The organism is Streptomyces sp. WMMB 322 (assembly GCF_900090145.1).
GTDB lineage: Bacteria > Actinomycetota > Actinomycetes > Streptomycetales > Streptomycetaceae > Streptomyces.
The window spans coordinates 275,610-294,136 of the sequence record NZ_FMHI01000004.1 but is presented as its reverse complement, the minus strand read 5'-3'; the positions used below and the strand labels follow the sequence as shown (position 1 = coordinate 294,136).

Annotated in this window: 14 protein-coding genes; 13 read left to right on the top strand and 1 reads right to left on the bottom strand. The window is 69.8% G+C overall.

Features of this window, described 5'->3' with window-relative positions; genetic code table 11:
• Positions 1 to 29: 29 nt before the first annotated feature.
• From H180DRAFT_RS09305 to H180DRAFT_RS09245, 13 genes are all read left to right on the top strand, one after another.
• Positions 30 to 1,751 (top strand): UDP-N-acetylmuramoyl-L-alanyl-D-glutamate--2,6-diaminopimelate ligase, encoded by a 1,722-nt coding sequence (locus H180DRAFT_RS09305; protein ID WP_079099957.1) that lies wholly within the window; start codon positions 30 to 32, stop codon positions 1,749 to 1,751.
• On the top strand, positions 1,748 to 3,202 hold the full coding sequence (gene murF / locus H180DRAFT_RS09300) for a UDP-N-acetylmuramoyl-tripeptide--D-alanyl-D-alanine ligase (RefSeq protein WP_055485506.1): 1,455 nt from the start codon (positions 1,748 to 1,750) through the stop codon (positions 3,200 to 3,202). The genes H180DRAFT_RS09305 and murF overlap by 4 nt, the downstream gene beginning before the upstream one ends.
• Entirely contained in the window at positions 3,199 to 4,263 is a 1,065-nt protein-coding gene (gene mraY / locus H180DRAFT_RS09295) for a phospho-N-acetylmuramoyl-pentapeptide-transferase (RefSeq protein WP_055485505.1), read from the top strand. The genes murF and mraY overlap by 4 nt, the downstream gene beginning before the upstream one ends.
• Before the next feature lie 68 nt (positions 4,264 to 4,331).
• A complete protein-coding gene (gene murD, locus H180DRAFT_RS09290) occupies positions 4,332 to 5,777 on the top strand; it encodes a UDP-N-acetylmuramoyl-L-alanine--D-glutamate ligase (RefSeq protein ID WP_055485638.1) in 1,446 nt (481 codons plus the stop codon).
• Positions 5,778 to 5,829: 52 nt separating this feature from the next.
• Positions 5,830 to 7,446: a putative lipid II flippase FtsW gene (gene ftsW / locus H180DRAFT_RS09285; protein ID WP_254665940.1), complete on the top strand. Its 1,617-nt coding sequence runs from the start codon at positions 5,830 to 5,832 to the stop codon at positions 7,444 to 7,446.
• Positions 7,447 to 7,452: 6 nt separating this feature from the next.
• Positions 7,453 to 8,547, top strand: a complete 1,095-nt coding sequence (gene murG / locus H180DRAFT_RS09280) for an undecaprenyldiphospho-muramoylpentapeptide beta-N-acetylglucosaminyltransferase (protein ID WP_055485504.1) — start codon at positions 7,453 to 7,455, stop codon at positions 8,545 to 8,547.
• 136 nt (positions 8,548 to 8,683) lie between these two features.
• Positions 8,684 to 9,406: a cell division protein FtsQ/DivIB gene (locus H180DRAFT_RS09275; RefSeq protein WP_107097616.1), complete on the top strand. Its 723-nt coding sequence runs from the start codon at positions 8,684 to 8,686 to the stop codon at positions 9,404 to 9,406.
• Positions 9,407 to 9,643: 237 nt separating this feature from the next.
• The gene (ftsZ, locus tag H180DRAFT_RS09270; protein WP_055485502.1) at positions 9,644 to 10,858 is read left to right on the top strand and encodes a cell division protein FtsZ; all 1,215 of its coding nucleotides are present in this window, start codon (positions 9,644 to 9,646) and stop codon (positions 10,856 to 10,858) included.
• Positions 10,855 to 11,583 carry a peptidoglycan editing factor PgeF gene (gene pgeF / locus H180DRAFT_RS09265; protein ID WP_055485501.1) on the top strand — a complete coding sequence of 243 codons (729 nt, stop codon included), beginning with the start codon at positions 10,855 to 10,857 and terminating at the stop codon, positions 11,581 to 11,583. Before ftsZ ends, pgeF begins: the two co-directional genes overlap by 4 nt.
• Positions 11,584 to 11,586: 3 nt before the next feature.
• Positions 11,587 to 12,315, top strand: coding sequence for a YggS family pyridoxal phosphate-dependent enzyme (locus H180DRAFT_RS09260; RefSeq protein WP_055485500.1), 729 nt, complete (start codon positions 11,587 to 11,589; stop codon positions 12,313 to 12,315).
• Positions 12,316 to 12,467: 152 nt separating this feature from the next.
• Positions 12,468 to 13,103 carry a cell division protein SepF gene (locus H180DRAFT_RS09255; protein ID WP_055485499.1) on the top strand — a complete coding sequence of 212 codons (636 nt, stop codon included), beginning with the start codon at positions 12,468 to 12,470 and terminating at the stop codon, positions 13,101 to 13,103.
• A 75-nt stretch (positions 13,104 to 13,178) separates the two neighbouring features.
• Complete coding sequence (locus H180DRAFT_RS09250; protein WP_028435711.1) at positions 13,179 to 13,463, top strand: YggT family protein; 285 nt, start codon at positions 13,179 to 13,181, stop codon at positions 13,461 to 13,463.
• A gap of 52 nt (positions 13,464 to 13,515) precedes the next feature.
• The gene (locus H180DRAFT_RS09245; protein WP_055485498.1) at positions 13,516 to 14,742 is read left to right on the top strand and encodes a DivIVA domain-containing protein; all 1,227 of its coding nucleotides are present in this window, start codon (positions 13,516 to 13,518) and stop codon (positions 14,740 to 14,742) included.
• A gap of 341 nt (positions 14,743 to 15,083) precedes the next feature.
• Here the strand turns inward: H180DRAFT_RS09245 and ileS are convergent, their stop codons facing one another.
• Positions 15,084 to 18,260: an isoleucine--tRNA ligase gene (ileS, locus tag H180DRAFT_RS09240; protein ID WP_055485497.1), complete on the bottom strand. Its 3,177-nt coding sequence runs from the start codon at positions 18,258 to 18,260 to the stop codon at positions 15,084 to 15,086.
• Positions 18,261 to 18,527: the final 267 nt, after the last annotated feature.

Genomic DNA, 18,527 nt, shown 5'->3' with positions numbered 1-18,527 from the left:
CAGCCCTCCCGCCCGGTACGCTCACCGCCGTGCCACAAGCTGATCAGAACTCCCTCTCGCCCTCGGCGGAGGGCCGCCCAGTCCCGTCTTCCGCGGAGGCTGCCCCCGGGACGACCGCGAACGTCACCTCGGGCACGCCGCGGCCCGCACAGGTACGGCCGGTTCCCCTCGCGGAGCTGGCCCGCCGGCTGAACACCGCAGCCCCACAGGGCGCGGAGGAGGCCCCGGTGACCGGTATCACCCACGACTCACGTGCGGTGCGGCCCGGTGACGTCTACGCGGCGCTGCCCGGCGCACGCTTCCACGGCGCCGACTTCGCCTCGCAGGCCGCCAGCCTCGGCGCGGCCGCCGTGCTCACCGACCCGGCCGGTACCGAACGCTCCGCCGACACGGGGCTGCCGGTCCTGACGGTGCCGGACCCTCGTGCCCGTATGGGTGCGCTGGCCGCGGAGATCTACGGGGAGCCGGGCAGGGACCTGCTCCAGATCGGCATCACCGGCACCTCCGGCAAGACCACCACCGCCTACCTGGTGGACGGCGGACTCCGCGAGGCCGCCGCCAAGACGGACGAACTGACAGGGCTCATCGGCACCGTGGAGTCCCGCATCGGGGACGAGCGGCTGAAGTCCGAGCGCACCACCCCTGAGGCCACCGACCTGCAGGCGCTCTTCGCGGTGATGCGGGAGCGCGGCGTGACGGCGGTGGCCATGGAGGTCTCCAGCCACGCGCTGGTGCTCGGCCGCGTGGACGGCTGCGTCTTCGACATCGCCGTCTTCAACAACCTCAGCCCCGAACACCTGGACTTCCACCCGGACATGGAGGACTACTTCCGGGCGAAGCGGCAGCTGTTCACACGCGCGCGCTCACGCGCGGGCGTGGTCAACTTCGACGACGAGTACGGGCAGCGGCTGATCACCGAGTCCGAGGTCCCCGTGACGACCTTCTCCGCGGAGGGCCACCCCGACGCCGACTGGCGCGCCGAGGACGTCGAGGTGGGGCCCCTCGGTTCGACCTTCACCGCTGTGGGGCCGAAGGACGAGTCCGTACGGGCCGCCGCGCCCATCCCCGGGCCCTTCAACGTCGCCAACGCGCTCGCCGCCCTGACCGCCCTCGTCGCCGCCGGTATCGACCCGCAGACGGCTGCCGACGGCATCGCCGCCGTGCCGGGCGTGCCGGGCCGGCTGGAGCGCGTCGACGTCGGGCAGGACTACCTGGCGATCGTCGACTACGCGCACAAGCCCGACGCCGTGGAGTCCGTCCTGTTCGCGATCCGGAAGGTCACCGAGGGACGTGTGCATGCCGTTCTCGGCTGCGGCGGCGACCGTGATCCGAACAAGCGCACCGCCATGGGTTCCGCGCTTGCGCGGCTGTCCGACACCGCAGTCCTGACCTCCGACAACCCCCGCACCGAGGACCCCCTCGCGATCCTCGCCACCATGCTCGCGGGCGCCGCCGAAGTGCCGGCGTACGACCGGGGAACCGTCCTGCTGGAGGAGGACAGAGCCGCCGCGATCCGTCTCGCGGTCGAACGCGCCGAGCCCGGTGACACCGTGATCGTGCTCGGCAAGGGCCACGAGCAGGGACAGGACATCGCGGGGGTCGTCAGACCGTTCGACGACACCCGCGTGCTGCGCGAAGCCATCCGGAACAAGCAGGAAGAGATGCCCACGGCTCCCGCGGCCCCCGCGCAGGCTGCCGCGGGAGCCGCGAACAGCACCCCGACCCAAGGGACAGACGCCGAAGACCGATGATCCCCCTATCTCTCGCCGATATCGCCGCTGTCGTCGACGGACAGCAGAGCGACATACCGGACCCCGACGCCCTGGTCACAGGACCCGTTGTCATCGATTCACGGGAAGTGGCCCACGGCAGTCTCTTCGCAGCCTTCGCCGGTGAACGGGCCGACGGACACGACTTCGCCCGCAGCGCGGTCGAAGCGGGTGCGGTGGCCGTCCTGGCCACCCGCCCCGTCGGCGTGCCGGCCGTCGTCGTCGACGACGTCACCCGGGCCCTGGGCGCACTCGCCAGGCACACGGTCGAACGCCTGGGCACACAGGTCGTCGCGCTGACGGGCTCCGCCGGAAAGACCAGCACCAAGGACCTGATCGCACAGCTGCTGGAACGCCTCGGGCCGACGGTCTGGACGCCGGGCTCCCTCAACAACGAGATCGGGCTGCCGCTCACCGCTCTGCGCGCCGAGGAAGGCACCCGTCACCTCGTGCTGGAGATGGGCGCACGCGGCGTGGGGCACATCCGCTACCTCACGCAGCTCACCCCGCCGCGCATCGGCGTCGTGCTCAACGTCGGGACGGCGCACATCGGCGAGTTCGGCGGCCGGGAGCAGATCGCCCTCGCGAAGGGCGAGTTGGTGGAGGCCCTGCCGCCGGCTGCTCCCGGAGGCGACGGTGCGGCCGGGGGAGACGGGGGCGGTGTCGCCGTGCTCAACGCCGACGACCCCTTCGTCCGGGCCATGAGCGAGCGGACCCGTGCTCGCGTGCTGCTGTTCGGCGAGGCGCAGAATGCTCACGTCCGTGCCGAGAATGTCCGGCTCACCGACAGCGGTCAGCCGTCTTTCACGCTACAAACACCGACCGGGTGCGGTGACGTGACCATGCGCCTGTACGGTGAGCACCACGTGTCGAACGCGCTCGCCGCGGCGGCCGTCGCCCACGAACTGGGCATGCCCGCCGGGGACATCGCCACCGCGCTCTCCGCCGCGGGCTCGCTCTCGCGTTGGCGGATGGAGGTCACCGAGCGCGCCGATGGAGTCACGGTCGTCAATGACGCCTACAACGCCAACCCCGAGTCGACACGGGCCGCGCTCCGCGCGCTGGCCGCGATGGGACGGGGCCGGCGGACATGGGCGGTGCTCGGTGAGATGGCCGAGCTCGGCGACGAGTCGCTTGCCGAGCACGACGCGGTCGGACGGCTCGCCGTCCGGCTCAACGTCAGCAAGCTCGTGGCGGTGGGTGGCCAGGAGGCCGTCTGGCTGGACATGGGCGCGAAGAACGAGGGTTCGTGGGGTGAGGAGTCGGTGCACGTGTCCGACGCTGAGGCGGCGGTCGAGCTCTTGCGGAGCGAACTGCGCCCGGGGGATGTCGTACTGGTGAAGGCTTCCCGTTCGGTGGGTCTGGAACGCGTCGCGGACGCGCTCACGGAGCCCGGGACCAACGAGGGTGAGGTCGCCGCCCGATGGGTATGAGCCAGATCCTCTTCTCGGGAGTCATCGGACTCTTCCTGTCCCTGATCGGGACGCCCCTGCTGATCAAACTGCTCGCGAGACGAGGCTACGGGCAGTTCATCCGTGACGACGGACCGCGGAACCACCACAGCAAGCGCGGCACCCCGACGATGGGCGGCATCGCCTTCATCCTCGCCACGGTCGCCGCGTACGCGCTCACGAAGCTGCTGACCGGCAGTCAGCCCAGCTTCTCCGGCGTGCTCGTGCTCTTCCTCTTCGCCGGCATGGGCCTGGTCGGCTTCCTCGACGACTACATCAAGATCGTCAAGCAGCGCAGCCTCGGCCTGCGGGCCAAGGCGAAGATGGCCGGACAGCTCATCGTCGGCACCACGTTCGCGGTCCTCGCGCTGAACTTCCCCAATCTCCGCCTGCTGACGCCCGCTTCGACGAAGCTGTCCTTCACCCAGGACTTCGGCTGGTCGCTGGGCCCGGTCATCTTCGTGATCTGGGCGCTGTTCATGATCCTCGCGATGTCCAACGGCGTGAACCTGACGGACGGCCTGGACGGCCTGGCCACCGGCGCCTCCGTGATGGTCTTCGGCGCGTACGTCTTCATCTGCGTCTGGGAGTACCAGGAGTCCTGCGCCAACCCCTTCACGGCAGGTCCGGGATGCTATGAGGTGCGCGACCCCCTCGATCTGGCCGTCGTCGCCGCCGCGTTGATGGGTGCCTGCTTCGGTTTCCTGTGGTGGAACACCTCGCCCGCCAAGATCTTCATGGGCGACACCGGTTCGCTCGCGCTGGGCGGAGCCCTCGCCGGGCTCGCCATCTGCTCCCGCACGGAACTGCTGCTGGCCATCCTGGGCGGACTGTTCGTCCTCATCACCATGTCCGTCGTCATCCAGGTCGGCTCCTTCCGGCTCACCGGCAAGCGGGTGTTCAAGATGGCGCCCCTTCAGCACCACTTCGAACTGAAGGGCTGGTCCGAGGTCCTGGTGGTCGTCCGCTTCTGGATCATCCAGGGCATGTGCGCCATCCTCGGCGTCGGGATCTTCTACGCAGGGTGGGCGGCCAGCAAGTGAACGACCGGCACGATCCCCAGCGCTCCGAAGACCCCTCGCACGCAGCGGACTTCGCGGATGCGGGGAGCCTGCGGGGCAGGCGTGTGACGGTGGCCGGACTCGGCGTCAGCGGTGTGAGCGCGGCCCGTGCGCTGCAGCGCCTCGGCGCCGAGGTCACCGTCGTCGACGGCGGCGACAGCGAATCGCACCGCTCGCGCGCGGCCGAACTCGGTGCCCAGGGCGTGACGGTGAGACTCGCGGACGCGGACACCTTGCCCAACGGGACCGATCTGATCGTCACATCACCGGGCTGGAAGCCGCAGAGCCCGCTCTTCGCCGCCGCCGACGCCGAGGGCGTACCGGTATGGGGCGACGTCGAGTTGGCGTGGCGGTTGCGCGGAACAGCGGCCGCGGACGCGGCGGGCGGGCACCGCACGCCCGCGCCCTGGCTCGCCGTCACCGGTACCAACGGCAAGACGACCACGGTCCAGATGCTCGCCTCCATCCTCGGCGCCGCCGGACTCCGTGCCCCCGCGGTGGGGAACATCGGCACCCCGCTGATCGACGTCGTCCTCGCCGAGGACCCCCCGGACGTGCTCGCGGTCGAGCTCTCCAGCTACCAGCTGCACTGGGCGCCGAGCCTGCGCGCCCACTCCGCCGCCGTGCTCAACCTGGCACCCGACCATCTCGACTGGCACGGCTCGATGGAGGCCTACGCCGCCGACAAGGGCCGCGTCTACGAAGGCAATCGCGTCGCCTGCGTCTACAACTGCGCGGACCCGGCCACCGAACAGCTCGTGCGCCGCGCGGACGTGGAGGAGGGCTGCCGCGCGATCGGATTCACCCTCGGCACCCCGGGGCCGTCCGAAGTGGGCGTCGTGGACGGCATCCTGGTGGACCGCGCCTTCGTCGAGAACCGGCGTGAGCAGGCCCAGGAACTGGCCGAGGTCTCGGACATCACTCCCGCGGCGCCGCACAACATCGCCAACGCCCTTGCGGCGGCGGCTCTCGCGCGCGCCTACGGGGTGCCGCCCGCGGCCGTACGTGACGGACTGCGCGCCTTCCGTCCCGACGCACACCGCATCGCACACGTCGCCGACATCGACGGCGTCGCGTATGTCGACGACTCCAAGGCGACCAACACCCATGCGACGCAGGCGTCGCTGGCCGCGTACGACTCCATCGTGTGGATCGCGGGCGGCCTCGCGAAGGGCGCCACCTTCGACGAACTCGTACAGGAGTCCGCGCCTCGCCTGCGAGCCGCCGTACTCATCGGCGCCGACCGCCACCTCATCCACGAAGCCCTCACGCGACACGCCCCGGATGTCCCGGTGGTGGACCTGGAGCGCACCGACACTGGGGCCATGGCTGCGGCAGTCCACGAAGCGGCGCGGCTGGCCCGTCACGGGGATACGGTGCTGATGGCACCGGCCTGCGCCTCGATGGACATGTTCGTCAACTACAACGCGCGCGGTGACGCCTTCACCGACGCGGTGCGTGCGCTGGCAGCGTCCGGCGCGCACGAGGTGGAGTAACCCGCCGGTCCCGCGGACCGCGACGCGGGAACAGACGGAGGGGAAGCGACAGATGACGCCCGACAGCGGCGCTGCGGCAGACTCTCTTCCGGGAGCGCCGAGTACGCGCCGGCACACCGCCGCCACCGGCTCCCGCAGTCGCCGCACCCTCGGTGACGGGTGCGCAGCCCTGGGACGGGCTCTCACGAAGCCTCTGGCTCCGCTGCCTGGCCCCGTCCCGGCCCGCACGGCTCTCCCGCTGCCGCACGCAGCGGGAGCCCTTCTCCTGCCGCGCGAGGCGCAGCGCTCCCGCGCGGCCAACGCCAGGACGGGGAAGGGACCTTCGGCCGCCTCCGGTCCCGGAGCCGGGCGCCCGCTGCGGCCGCGACGCCCCGCACGCCGCCCGAACCGTCCCGGCGGCGGCCGCGGTACGCCCGCGTTCGTCACGAAGGCCAGGCGTGCCTGGGACCGCCCGCTGACGGCGTACTACCTGATCCTCGGCGGCAGTCTCCTGCTCACGGTGCTCGGGCTGGTGATGGTCTTCTCGGCGTCGCAGATCGAGGCGCTCCAGTCGGGCTTGTCCTCCACGTACTTCTTCCGCAAGCAGCTCATCGCGGCGATGGTGGGCGCCGTTCTGCTCACACTTGCCGCTCGTATGCCGATCAGACTGCACCGGGCGCTGGCGTACCCGCTGCTGGCCGTTTCCGTCGTCATGATGGGCCTGGTCCAGGTGCCCGGGATGGGGCACGCGGTGAACGGCAACCGCAACTGGCTCTACCTCGGGGGCCCGTTCCAGCTCCAGCCCAGCGAGTTCGCCAAGCTGGCGCTGGTGCTGTGGGGAGCCGACCTGCTGGCCCGCAAGCGCTCCAGGCGGCTGCTGAACCAGTGGAAGCACATGCTCGTGCCGCTCGTGCCCGTCGGGCTGCTCGTGCTCGGGCTCATCATGCTCGGCGGCGACATGGGGACCGCGATCATCCTCGCGGCGATCCTGTTCGGACTGCTCTGGCTCGCGGGCGCCCCCACACGGCTCTTCGCCGGAGTCATGGGCGTGGCCGCCGTCATCGGCGCTCTGCTGATCATGACCAGTCCGAACAGGATGGCCCGGCTCGGCTGCATCGGGGCCACCGACCCCGGTGCCAACGACCAGTGCTGGCAGGCCGTTCACGGCATCTACGCGCTCGCGTCGGGCGGATGGTTCGGTTCGGGGCTCGGCGCCAGTGTGGAAAAATGGGGGCAACTGCCTGAACCGCACACCGACTTCATCTTCGCCGTGACCGGGGAGGAACTCGGTCTTGCGGGGACGCTGTCGGTACTGGCTCTCTTCGCGGCTCTAGGCTATGCGGGTATCCGCGTGGCCGGACGCACGGAGGAACCCTTCGTGAGGTATGCCGCGGGAGGCGTGACGACGTGGATCACGGCACAGGCCGTGGTCAACATCGGTGCGGTGCTCGGCCTGCTGCCGATCGCCGGCGTCCCGCTCCCGCTGTTCTCCTACGGTGGTTCCGCCCTGCTGCCGACGATGTTCGCCATCGGGTTGCTCATCGCGTTCGCGCGAAGCGACCCCGCGGCCAGAGCGGCTCTGGCCATGCGGCAGCCTGCTCTGCGGCAGCGCCTGCAGAGAAGGCTGGCAGGGGTGAGATCGAACACGATGAGACGGCGCGCGGATCGGCGGCCGTCCGGAGAGCGGTGAATCAGAGTGCACGTCGTACTCGCCGGTGGGGGCACCGCCGGCCATATCGAGCCCGCGCTCGCCCTCGCGGATGCTCTGCGCAGGCAGGATCCGACCGTGGGCATCACCGCGCTGGGAACCGAACGCGGCCTTGAGACCCGTCTGGTGCCCGAGCGCGGCTATCAGCTCGAACTCATCCCGGCCGTACCGCTGCCGCGCAAGCCCACCCCCGAACTGATCACCGTTCCCGGGCGGCTTCGCGGCACCATCAAGGCCGCCGAGCAGGTACTGGAGAGCACCAAGGCCGACTGCGTCGCCGGATTCGGCGGGTACGTGGCGCTCCCCGCCTATCTCGCGGCCAAGCGCCTCGGCGTTCCCATCGTCATCCACGAGGCCAACGCGCGGCCCGGCCTGGCCAACAAGATCGGTTCGCGCTACACGCAGCACGTCGCGGTCTCGTCGCCCGACAGCAAGCTGCGCAACGCCCGTTACATCGGCATCCCGCTGCGCCGCTCCATCGCGACGCTGGACCGTGCCGCCGCCAGGCCGGAGGCACGCGCGGCCTTCGGCCTGGAAGCCAATGCGCCCACCCTCTTCGTCACGGGCGGCTCGCAGGGTGCACGCCGGCTCAACGAGGTCGTGCAGCACGCGGCGCCGCACCTTCAGCGGGCGGGAGTTCAGATCCTGCACGCGGTGGGCCCCAAGAACGAACTGCCGCAACCGGACAACATGCCCGGAATGCCGCCCTATGTCCCGGTACCGTATGTCGACCGGATGGACCTCGCGTACGCCGCTGCCGACATGATGCTCTGCCGGGCGGGCGCGATGACCGTCGCGGAGCTGTCTGCCGTCGGACTGCCGGCCGCCTACGTGCCGCTGCCGATCGGCAACGGCGAACAGCGGCTGAACGCGCAGCCCGTCGTCAAGGCGGGCGGCGGCCTGCTCGTCGACGACGCCGAGCTGACTCCGGAGTGGGTCCTGGACAGCGTGCTTCCTGTTCTCAGTGAGCCGCACCGGCTGCACGACATGGCGCGCGCCGCGGCGGAGTTCGGCCGGCGGGATTCCGACGAGCTTCTGGTCGGCATGGTGTACGAGGCGATCGCGGCACGCCGAGGGGCGTGAGAGAAGGCAGGGCAGTGTGGCCGGATCCACGGGACCGACGAAGAGCGCCGGGAGCCGGCGCAGCAGCAACTCGGCGGCCCGTCCGTCGGCTGAGGCCGACTCCGGCCGGTCCCCGGCCCGTTCGCGCGGCGCGCAGTTGCGGAGGGGGGCGCGAATTCGACGACTGCGCGCCCTGCTCGTCGTCTTCGCGCTGTTGCTCGGACTGGCCGGTTTCGGCGCATGGGCCCTGTACGGATCGAACTGGGTGCTCGTGGAACGTGTCTCCGTCAGCGGCAACAAGGTGCTGACGGAGAAACAGGTAAGCGACGCCGCCCGTATTCCGGTTGGTACCCCGCTCCTGTCCGTGGACAGGGCCGCGGCCGAGCGCCGTCTCACCACCTCGCTGCCCAGGCTGGACGAGGTTCGCGTCGTACGGGCCTTCCCCCACGGAATCGGTATCGAGGTGACAGAACGGAAGCCGGAACTGGTCATGAAGCATGGGGGGAAATTCGTTGAAGTCGACGCTGAAGGCGTGCGTTTCGACGTCGTTCAGGAGCAACCGAAGGGCGTTCCGCTTCTGGTGATGGAAGTTGAGCGCTCTGCGGGTCTGCGTCACTTCGGCAAGGAACGGCTGCGACGCGAAGCCGTCCGGGCCGCTGCCGCACTTCCCGATTCCGTCCGCAGGGACACACGGACCGTCCGGATGCGTTCCTACGACTCCATCACACTCGAGTTGACGGGCGGCCGGACTGTGCAGTGGGGCAGCGGTGAACGCGGCGGCGCCAAGGCGGAGTCACTGACCGCGCTGATGAAAGCTTCGAAGGGAGCACGGCACTTCGATGTGAGCGTTCCCAGCGCCCCTGCCTCGTCCGGGAGTTGACGGGCGTCACCGCAGGCCAGCACCCTGGATAAGCACCTCCGGGCCTGATCACATAGGGTGAAAAGAAAAACGGGAGGTTCGGCGTGTTCGTTGAACACCCACCGCTTGTCGACTTAGTGTCCGTTCCCAAGACTCCAGGGAAGACAGACACCGGTAACCCTAAACTTCACACTTGGGGTTCGGGTCGACGTGGACCGCCCGACAGGGATACGTAACTCGAGGCGAGAGGCCTTCGACGTGGCAGCACCGCAGAACTACCTCGCAGTCATCAAGGTCGTCGGCATTGGCGGCGGTGGCGTGAACGCCATCAACCGGATGATCGAGGTCGGTCTCAAGGGCGTCGAGTTCATCGCGATCAACACCGACGCGCAGGCCCTGTTGATGAGCGATGCCGATGTCAAGCTCGATGTGGGCCGTGAACTGACGCGCGGTCTGGGGGCAGGCGCCAACCCCGATGTCGGCCGCAAGGCCGCCGAGGACCACCGTGAGGAGATCGAAGAGGTCCTCAAGGGGGCCGACATGGTCTTCGTCACGGCCGGCGAAGGAGGCGGCACCGGCACCGGCGGCGCCCCCGTCGTCGCCGGCATCGCCCGCTCGCTCGGTGCGCTGACGATCGGCGTCGTCACGCGGCCGTTCACCTTCGAGGGCCGCCGCCGCGCCAATCAGGCGGAGGACGGCATCGCGGGCCTGCGCGACGAGGTCGACACCCTCATCGTCATCCCCAACGACCGTCTGCTGTCCATCTCGGACCGTCAGGTGAGCGTCCTCGACGCGTTCAAGTCGGCGGACCAGGTGCTGCTGTCGGGTGTGCAGGGCATCACCGACCTCATCACCACGCCGGGACTGATCAACCTCGACTTCGCCGACGTCAAGTCCGTGATGTCGGAGGCCGGTTCGGCGCTGATGGGCATCGGTTCGGCGCGGGGCGACGACAGGGCCGTGGCCGCAGCCGAGATGGCGATCTCCTCGCCGCTGCTGGAGGCGTCGATCGACGGTGCCAGAGGCGTGCTGCTGTCCATCTCGGGCGGTTCGGACCTCGGCCTCTTCGAGATCAACGAAGCCGCGCAGCTCGTCAGCGAGGCCGCCCACCCCGAGGCCAACATCATCTTCGGTGCGGTCATCGACGACGCCCTCGGGGACGAGGTACGGGTCACCGTGATCGCTGCGGGCTTCGACGGCGGTCAGCCGCCCTCCAGGAACCGCGGGGAGAAGGCGCTCGGTTCGCACTCCTCCAAGGACGAGTCCTCCGCGGCGGCGTTCGGGGCGGACCCCGAGGCCGACCGCCCGTCCTTCGGCGGTCTCGGCAGCGTGACCCCGCGTGAGAGCGAGCCGGAGCCGCTGGGTGAATCGTCCGGGGCGGGCCGCGACTCGCTGCCTCCGACGGTCCCCCCGGCCCGTCCGTACCAGGACAGCCAGGCCGAGGAGCTGGATGTGCCGGACTTCCTGAAGTGATAGGCACGCACGACTCCACGAGCGGCGCCCATTTCGCGTTCACCGACAGGTGGGGCGGGGTGAGCGCCGCTCCGTATGAGTCGCTCAACCTCGGCGGCCGCGTCGGTGACGACGCCGCGAACGTACGCGAGAACCGTTCCCGCGCCGCCGCGTCCCTCGGACTCGACCCCGGCGGCGTGGTCTGGATGCACCAGGTGCACGGACGTGCTGTCGCCGTCGTCGACAGGCCGTTCGCGGACGACGCTCCGGTCGACGGGATCGTCACCCTGCGCCCCGCGCTCGCCCTCGCCGTGCTCACGGCCGACTGCACCCCGGTGCTGCTGGCGGATCCCGTTGCGGGCGTCGCAGGCGCGGCGCACGCCGGGCGCCCGGGGCTCGTCGCGGGTGTGGTGCCCGCGCTCGTCGAGACGATGCAGGAGCACGGGGCGGTGCCGGAACGGATCGTGGCCCGTACGGGACCGGCCGTGTGCGGCCGCTGTTACGAGGTCCCCGAGGAGATGCGCGAGTCCGTCGCGGCCGAGGTGCCGGAGGCCTACGCCACGACGAGTTGGGGCACCCCGTCGGTCGACGTCGTTGCCGGTGTACGGGCGCAGCTCGAGGCCCGTGGTGTCACAAGTCTGGAACAGTCCGCCGTGTGCACCATGGAGTCGGCCGACCACTTCTCGTACCGCCGAGAGAAGACGACCGGTCGTCTCGCGAGTTATGTCTGGCTGGAGGCGAACTGAACCGTGACGGACCTCACGGCCCGTCAGGCCGAACTCGCCGAGAACCTCGCACGGGTGGAGGAGCGCATCGAGGGCGCTTGTGTCACCGCGGGGCGCAACCGTGACGAAGTCACGCTGATCGTTGTCACGAAGACCTACCCTGCCCGGGACGTACGGCTGTTGGCGGAACTCGGCGTGCGGCACGTTGCGGAGAACCGCGACCAGGAGGCGGCTGCGAAGGCCGCTGAGTGCGCCGAGACTCCTGTGACGTGGCATTTCGTGGGCCAGCTCCAGACCAACAAGGCCCGCTCCGTTGCCGGTTACGCCGACGTTGTCCACTCCGTCGACCGTTCCCGGCTCGTCAACTCACTGAGCAGCGCCGCCGTGAGCGAGGGGCGCCGGCTCGACTGTCTCGTCCAGGTCGCGCTCGACGCGGAGTCGGAGACCACCGGCGGGCGCGGTGGTGCCGCTCCCGAGTCGGTTCCCGCTCTGGCGGACGCGGTGGAGGCGGCCCAAGGGCTGCGGCTGGCAGGGGTGATGACGGTCGCTCCGCTCACCGGACCGTACGCGGGACGGCCGGCCGAGGCCTTCGAGCGGTTGCGGGAAATCTCAACCGGCCTGTGTACAAGGCATCCTGCTGCGACCATGGTGTCAGCAGGGATGAGCTCGGATCTCGAAGAGGCCGTGGCTGCGGGTGCGACACATGTACGCGTCGGCAGTGCGGTACTCGGAGAGCGACCCAGGCTCGGGTAACGTCGCGAAGCGAGTCGGACCACGGCACAAAATATGGTCATTTCCGTTGCGAGCGGGCAGACGGAGAGCGCCACGGCCGGCAACCGGCGACGGAGCCATGGGGCCTCCCCGCCGAACGCGGGGAACCCACCACAGAGCGGAGGACGCAGAGAATGGCCGGCGCTATGCGCAAGATGGCGGTCTACCTCGGCCTCGTGGAGGACGACGGGTACGACGGCCCGGGTTTCGACCCAGACGACGAGTTCGAGCCCGAGCCGGAGCCCGAGAGGGACCGTCGGCGCCACGAGCCGCTGCAGTCGCACGACCCCCTGCAGAAGGACGAACCGGCCGAGCCGGTACGCGTGATGCACCCTCCCGTGCAGCGGGAGCGGGAGCAGCCGTCTCCCCCTGCGATCATCGAAAATGGACGATCCGGGAGAATTGCCCCCGTGTCATCCATCACACCTGAACGCCAGAGCCTGGAGAAGAGCGCCCCGGTGATCATGCCCAAAGTTGTGTCCGAACGGGAGCCGTACCGGATCACCACGTTGCACCCCCGGACGTACAACGAGGCCCGTACCATCGGGGAACACTTCCGCGAAGGTACCCCCGTGATCATGAACTTGACGGAGATGGACGATACGGATGCGAAGCGACTTGTCGACTTCGCGGCCGGTCTGGTCTTCGGTTTGCACGGGAGTATTGAAAGAGTGACGCAGAAGGTGTTCCTGCTGTCTCCTGCTAACGTCGATGTCACGGCGGAGGACAAGGCCCGCATCGCAGAGGGCGGGTTCTTCAACCAGAGCTGAAGACGCAAGGATCAACGGAACGGGCCGTAAGGTCGCACGAGAGCGCCCAGTGTGGCGAGGGGAGAGGGAAGCGCAGTGAGTACCGCACTCGAGGTGGTCCAAGTCGCGCTGTACTGCTTCCTGCTCGTGTTGATCTTCCGACTGGTGATGGACTACGTCTTCCAGTTCGCCCGCTCATGGCAGCCCGGCAAGGCGATGGTGGTCGTTCTCGAAGCGACCTACACTGTCACTGATCCGCCACTCAAGCTGCTGCGGCGGTTCATTCCGCCGTTGCGCTTCGGGGGCGTGGCGCTCGACCTGTCCTTCTTCGTATTGATGATCATCGTCTACATCCTGATCAACGTCGTGGCCAGGCTGTGAACGATCGAAATGGTCTTGCCGACATGCCGACGAGTTACGTTGAGGTGAAGAGATGCCACTGACCCCCGAGGACGTGCGGAACAAGCAGTTCACGACCGTCCGCCTCCGAGAAGGCTATGACGAGGACGAGGTCGATGCCTTCCTCGATGAGGTCGAAGCCGAGCTGACGCGCCTGCTGCGCGAGAACGAGGACCTGCGCGCGAAGCTCGCCGCAGCGACCCGTGCTGCCGCGCAGAACCAGCAGCAGGGCGGAATGCGCAAGCCCGAGCCGCAGGACAACAGGCAGGGCGGGCCGGTGCCCGCCATATCAGGTCCTGTGCCTCCCGGTCAGCACGGCGGTCCGGGTCAGCACCCCGGTCAGCACGGCGGTCCGGGTCAGCACCCCGGTCAGCACGGCGGTCCGGGTCAGCACCCCGGTCAGCACGGCGGTCCCGGACAGCACGGTCCGGGTCCGCAGCAGGGCATGGGCGGTCCCCCTCAGCTTCCCGGCGGGCAGCCGCAGCTTCCTGCCGGTCCTGGCGGCCCTCAGGGCGGTCCCGGTGGTCCCATGGGCCCCGGCGGACCGCAGGGTGGCCCCGGCGGACCCCAGGGCGGTCCCGGCGGTCCCATGGGCCCCGGCGGCGGACTGCAGATGCCGGGTGGCGGCGGGCAGAACAACGACAGCGCCGCACGCGTGCTGTCGCTTGCCCAGCAGACCGCCGACCAGGCCATTGCGGAGGCCCGTTCCGAGGCGAACAAGATCGTCGGTGAGGCACGCAGCCGCGCCGAGGGTCTCGAGCGCGACGCCCGCGCCAAGGCCGACGCCCTTGAGCGGGACGCCCAGGAGAAGCACCGCGTCGCGATGGGATCCCTGGAGTCCGCCAGGGCGACGCTGGAGCGCAAGGTCGAGGACCTGCGTGGCTTCGAGCGCGAGTACCGGACGCGTCTGAAGTCGTACCTGGAGAGCCAGCTGCGTCAGCTGGAGAACCAGGCGGACGACTCGCTGGCTCCGCCGCGTACTCCCGCCGCGCCCTCCCTCCCGCCGTCCCCGTCGATGGCCTCCGCGGGTGCGCCCGCCGGTGGCGGGATGGGCAGCATGGGAGGCCACCAGTCGATGGGCGGCGACGGCATGGGCGGTTCCGGCGGCGGCCACGGCGGCCCGAGCTACGGCGGGGGTCAGCAGCAGATGTCCCCGGCGATGACGCAGCCCATGGCGCCCGTGCGTCCGCAGGGCGGCCCCGCGCCGCAGCAGGCTCCGTCACCCATGCGGGGCTTCCTGATCGACGAGGACGACAACTGATCATCTGACGGCGGACTCCGCCGGCACAAGGCAGGGCCGGGCCCGGAAGCGAGAAGCTTCCGGGCCCGGCCCTGTGCTCGGCCCCTCGCCGCGGGGGCGGCCGGAACGTGGTCCCTTTCGTGGCCACACAGGGCTCTCGGCGCCCGGCGGTTCGCTCTCCGCCCCGGAGATCCAGCGGCGGGTTCTCACTCCGTCAGGCGGATGCTCAGAGGTTTCTCCGGCGGGCCCCGTGACCGCGCTCTGCGGCAGCGCCGAAGCGGGGACGCCGAGAGGGGCCGCCCGCACGTGCGGGCGGCCCCTCTCGGTCTGTCTCGCGTACTCGGGGGTCCGGGGCGACTCCGTCAGATCTTGCGGAGACGGAAGGTGAGGGAGAGCGACTCGTCCCGGAACGGAGCGCCGAAGTCGGACTCCTCGGCAGCCACGTCCTTCTGCGCGAACTCCTCCGCGAGGACCTCTTCGGAGATCAGGCCCGAGTGGTCCGCGAGGGCCCGGCCGACCTCCTCGTCCGTCGTGGACCACCGCAGCGCGATGCGGTCGGCGACGTCGAGGCCCGAGTTCTTGCGGGCCTCCTGGATGAGGCGGATCGCGTCCCGTGCGAGTCCCGCGCGGCGCAGCTCGGGGGTGATCTCCAGGTCGAGGGCGACCGTCGCTCCCGAATCGGAGGCGACGGACCAGCCTTCACGCGGCGTCTCGGTGATGATCACTTCCTCGGGTGAGAGCGGCACGTGCTCCCCGTCCACCTCGACAGCGGCTGTGCCCTCGCGGAGAGCGGCCGAGAGCCCTGCGGCGTCCGCCTCGGCGATCGCCTTGGCGACCGCCTGGGTGCCCTTGCCGAAACGGCGGCCCAGAGCACGGAAGTTGCCCTTGGCAGTGGTGTCCACGAGCGAGCCTCCGACCTCCGAGAGGGAGGCGAGCGCCGTGACGTTGAGCTCCTCGGTGATCTGCTTGCGCAGGTCGGGGGAGAGGGTCTCGAAGCCGTGCGCCGCGACGAGCGCGCGGGAGAGCGGCTGACGCGTCTTGACGCCGGACTCGGCGCGCGTCGCACGCCCCAACTCCACCAGGCGGCGCACCAGAAGCATGTCCTGGGAGAGTTCCGGGTCGACCTTGCCCAGGTCCGCCTCGGGCCAGTCGGCAAGGTGCACCGAGTCCGGCGCGCCCGGCGTGACGGGGACAATCAGGTCCTGCCACACGCGCTCGGTGACGAACGGCACGATGGGGGCCATCAGGCGCGTGACCGTCTCCAACGTGTCGTGCAGCGTGCGCAGGGCCGCCGGGTCGCCCTGCCAGAAGCGCCGACGGGAGCGCCGTACATACCAGTTGGACAGGTCGTCGACGAAGGTCGAGAGCAGCTTTCCGGCGCGCTGGGTGTCGTAGCCCTCCATGGCCAGCGTCACCTGGTCGACCAGCGCGTGCAGTTCGCTCAGCAGCCAGCGGTCCAGCAGAGGCCGGCTCTCCGGCGCCGGGTCCGAGCCGGAGGGCGCCCAGCCGGTCGTACGGGCGTAGAGCGCCTGGAAGGCCACCGTGTTCCAGAAGGTCAGCAGCGTCTTGCGGACGACCTCCTGGATCGTGCCGTGCCCCACGCGACGTGCGGCCCACGGCGAACCCCCGGCTGCCATGAACCAGCGCACCGCGTCCGCACCGTGCTGGTCCATGAGCGGGATCGGCTCCAGGATGTTGCCCAGATGCTTGGACATCTTCCGGCCGTCCTCGGCGAGGATGTGCCCGAGGCAGACCACGTTCTCGTACGAGGACTTCTCGAAGACGAGTGTGCCGACGGCCATCAGCGTGTAGAACCAGCCGCGGGTCTGGTCGATGGCCTCCGAGATGAACTGCGCCGGGTAGCGCTTCTCGAACAGCTCCTTGTTCTTGTACGGGTAGCCCCACTGCGCGAAGGGCATCGAGCCGGAGTCGTACCAGGCGTCGATGACTTCGGGGACGCGCGCCGCCGTCAGCGGGCAGCCCTCGGCCGGGCAGTCGAAGGTGACCTCGTCGATGTAGGGACGGTGCGGGTCCAGGGCCGACTGGTCGGTGCCGGTCAGCCTCGTCAGCTCCGCGAGCGAGCCGACGCACGTCAAGTGGCCCTCCTCGCAACGCCAGAAGGGCAGCGGTGTGCCCCAGTAGCGGTTGCGGCTGAGAGCCCAGTCGATGTTGTTGTCCAGCCAGTCGCCGTAGCGCCCGTGCTTGACCGACTCCGGGTACCAGTTGGTGCGTTCGTTCTGCTCGAGCAGTGCTTCCTTGATCTGGGTGGTGCGGATGTACCAGGACGGCTGCGCGTAGTAGAGCAGGGCCGTGTGGCAGCGCCAGCAGTGCGGATAGCTGTGCTCGTACGGGACGTGCCGCAGAAGCAGGTTGCGGGCGGCGAGGTCCGCGACGAGCGCCTCGTCGGCCTTCTTGAAGAACTGCCCCTCCACCAGGTGGAGTCCGGCCTCGAAGGTGCCGTCGGGGCGGACGGGGTTGACCACGGGGAGGCCGTAGGCGCGGCAGGTGCGCATGTCGTCGTCGCCGAAGGCGGGAGCCTGGTGGACCAGGCCGGTGCCGTCCTCGGTGGTGACGTAATCAGCGTTGACGACGAAGTGGGCGCCCTCCATCTCCACGATGTTGAACGGGCGTTCGTAGCCCCAGCGCTCCATCTCGGCGCCGGTGAAGCGCTCCCCGGTCGGCTCGTAGCCTCCCCCGGGGCCTGCCGACCCGGGTGGTGCCCCCACGCCCAGCGCCTTCTCCAGCAGCGGCTCGGCGACGACGAGCTTCTCCAGCCCGTTGGTCGCGACGACGTAGGTGACGTCCGGGCGGGCGGCGACAGCGGTGTTGGAGACCAGCGTCCAGGGCGTGGTCGTCCACACCAGGAGCGACGCCTCACCCGCGAGGGGCCCCGACGTCAGCGGGAACCGGACATAGACCGACGGGTCGACGACCGTCTCGTACCCCTGGGCCAGTTCGTGATCCGACAGGCCGGTGCCGCACCGCGGGCACCAGGGGGCGACGCGGTGGTCCTGGACCAGCAGACCCTTCTCGAAGATCTGCTTCAGCGACCACCACACGGACTGCACGTACTCCGGGTCCATGGTGCGGTAGGCGTCGTCCATGTCGACCCAGTAGCCCATGCGCGTCGTCAGCTCGGCGAAGGCGTCGGTGTGCCGGGTGACGGACTCGCGGCAGCGGGCGTTGAACTCCGCGATGCCGTAGTTCTCGATGTCCTGCTTGCCGTTGAAGCCCAGCTCCCGTTCGACGGCCAGCTCCACCGGCAGGCCGTGGCAGTCCCAGCCGGCCTTGCGTGCGACGTGGTAGCCGCGCATCGTGCGGAAGCGCGGGAAGACGTCCTTGAAGACGCGTGCCTCGATGTGGTGGGCGCCGGGCATGCCGTTGGCGGTGGGCGGGCCCTCGTAGAAGACCCACTCGGGCCGTCCCTCGGACTGCTCGAGAGTGCGGGCGAAGACCTTGTTGTCCCGCCAGAAGTCGAGCACGGCGTGCTCGAGGGCGGGCAGGTCGACCTGGGCTGGCACCTGGCGGTACTGCGGCATCGGAACTTCCTCCGGCGGACATCTCAGCTTCCGTCGGAGGGACGAGATCACCTGCCTCAACGGCGGCGGTCCCGCGGTACCACCCTCCTTGGCAGCGGGACGTGCCCACTGCCCCCTCATTGGGGTGCGCTGCCGGTTCTACTCGCGCCGGTCGTGCCCGGCGCTTTCTTCCGGCGGCTCCGGGGTGATCTTCACGCCGTGCAGACCCCTGGGCTCACACCGTCCCCAGGTCGCTCGTGGCTGCGTGCGGACGCTACTCGTCCCCTT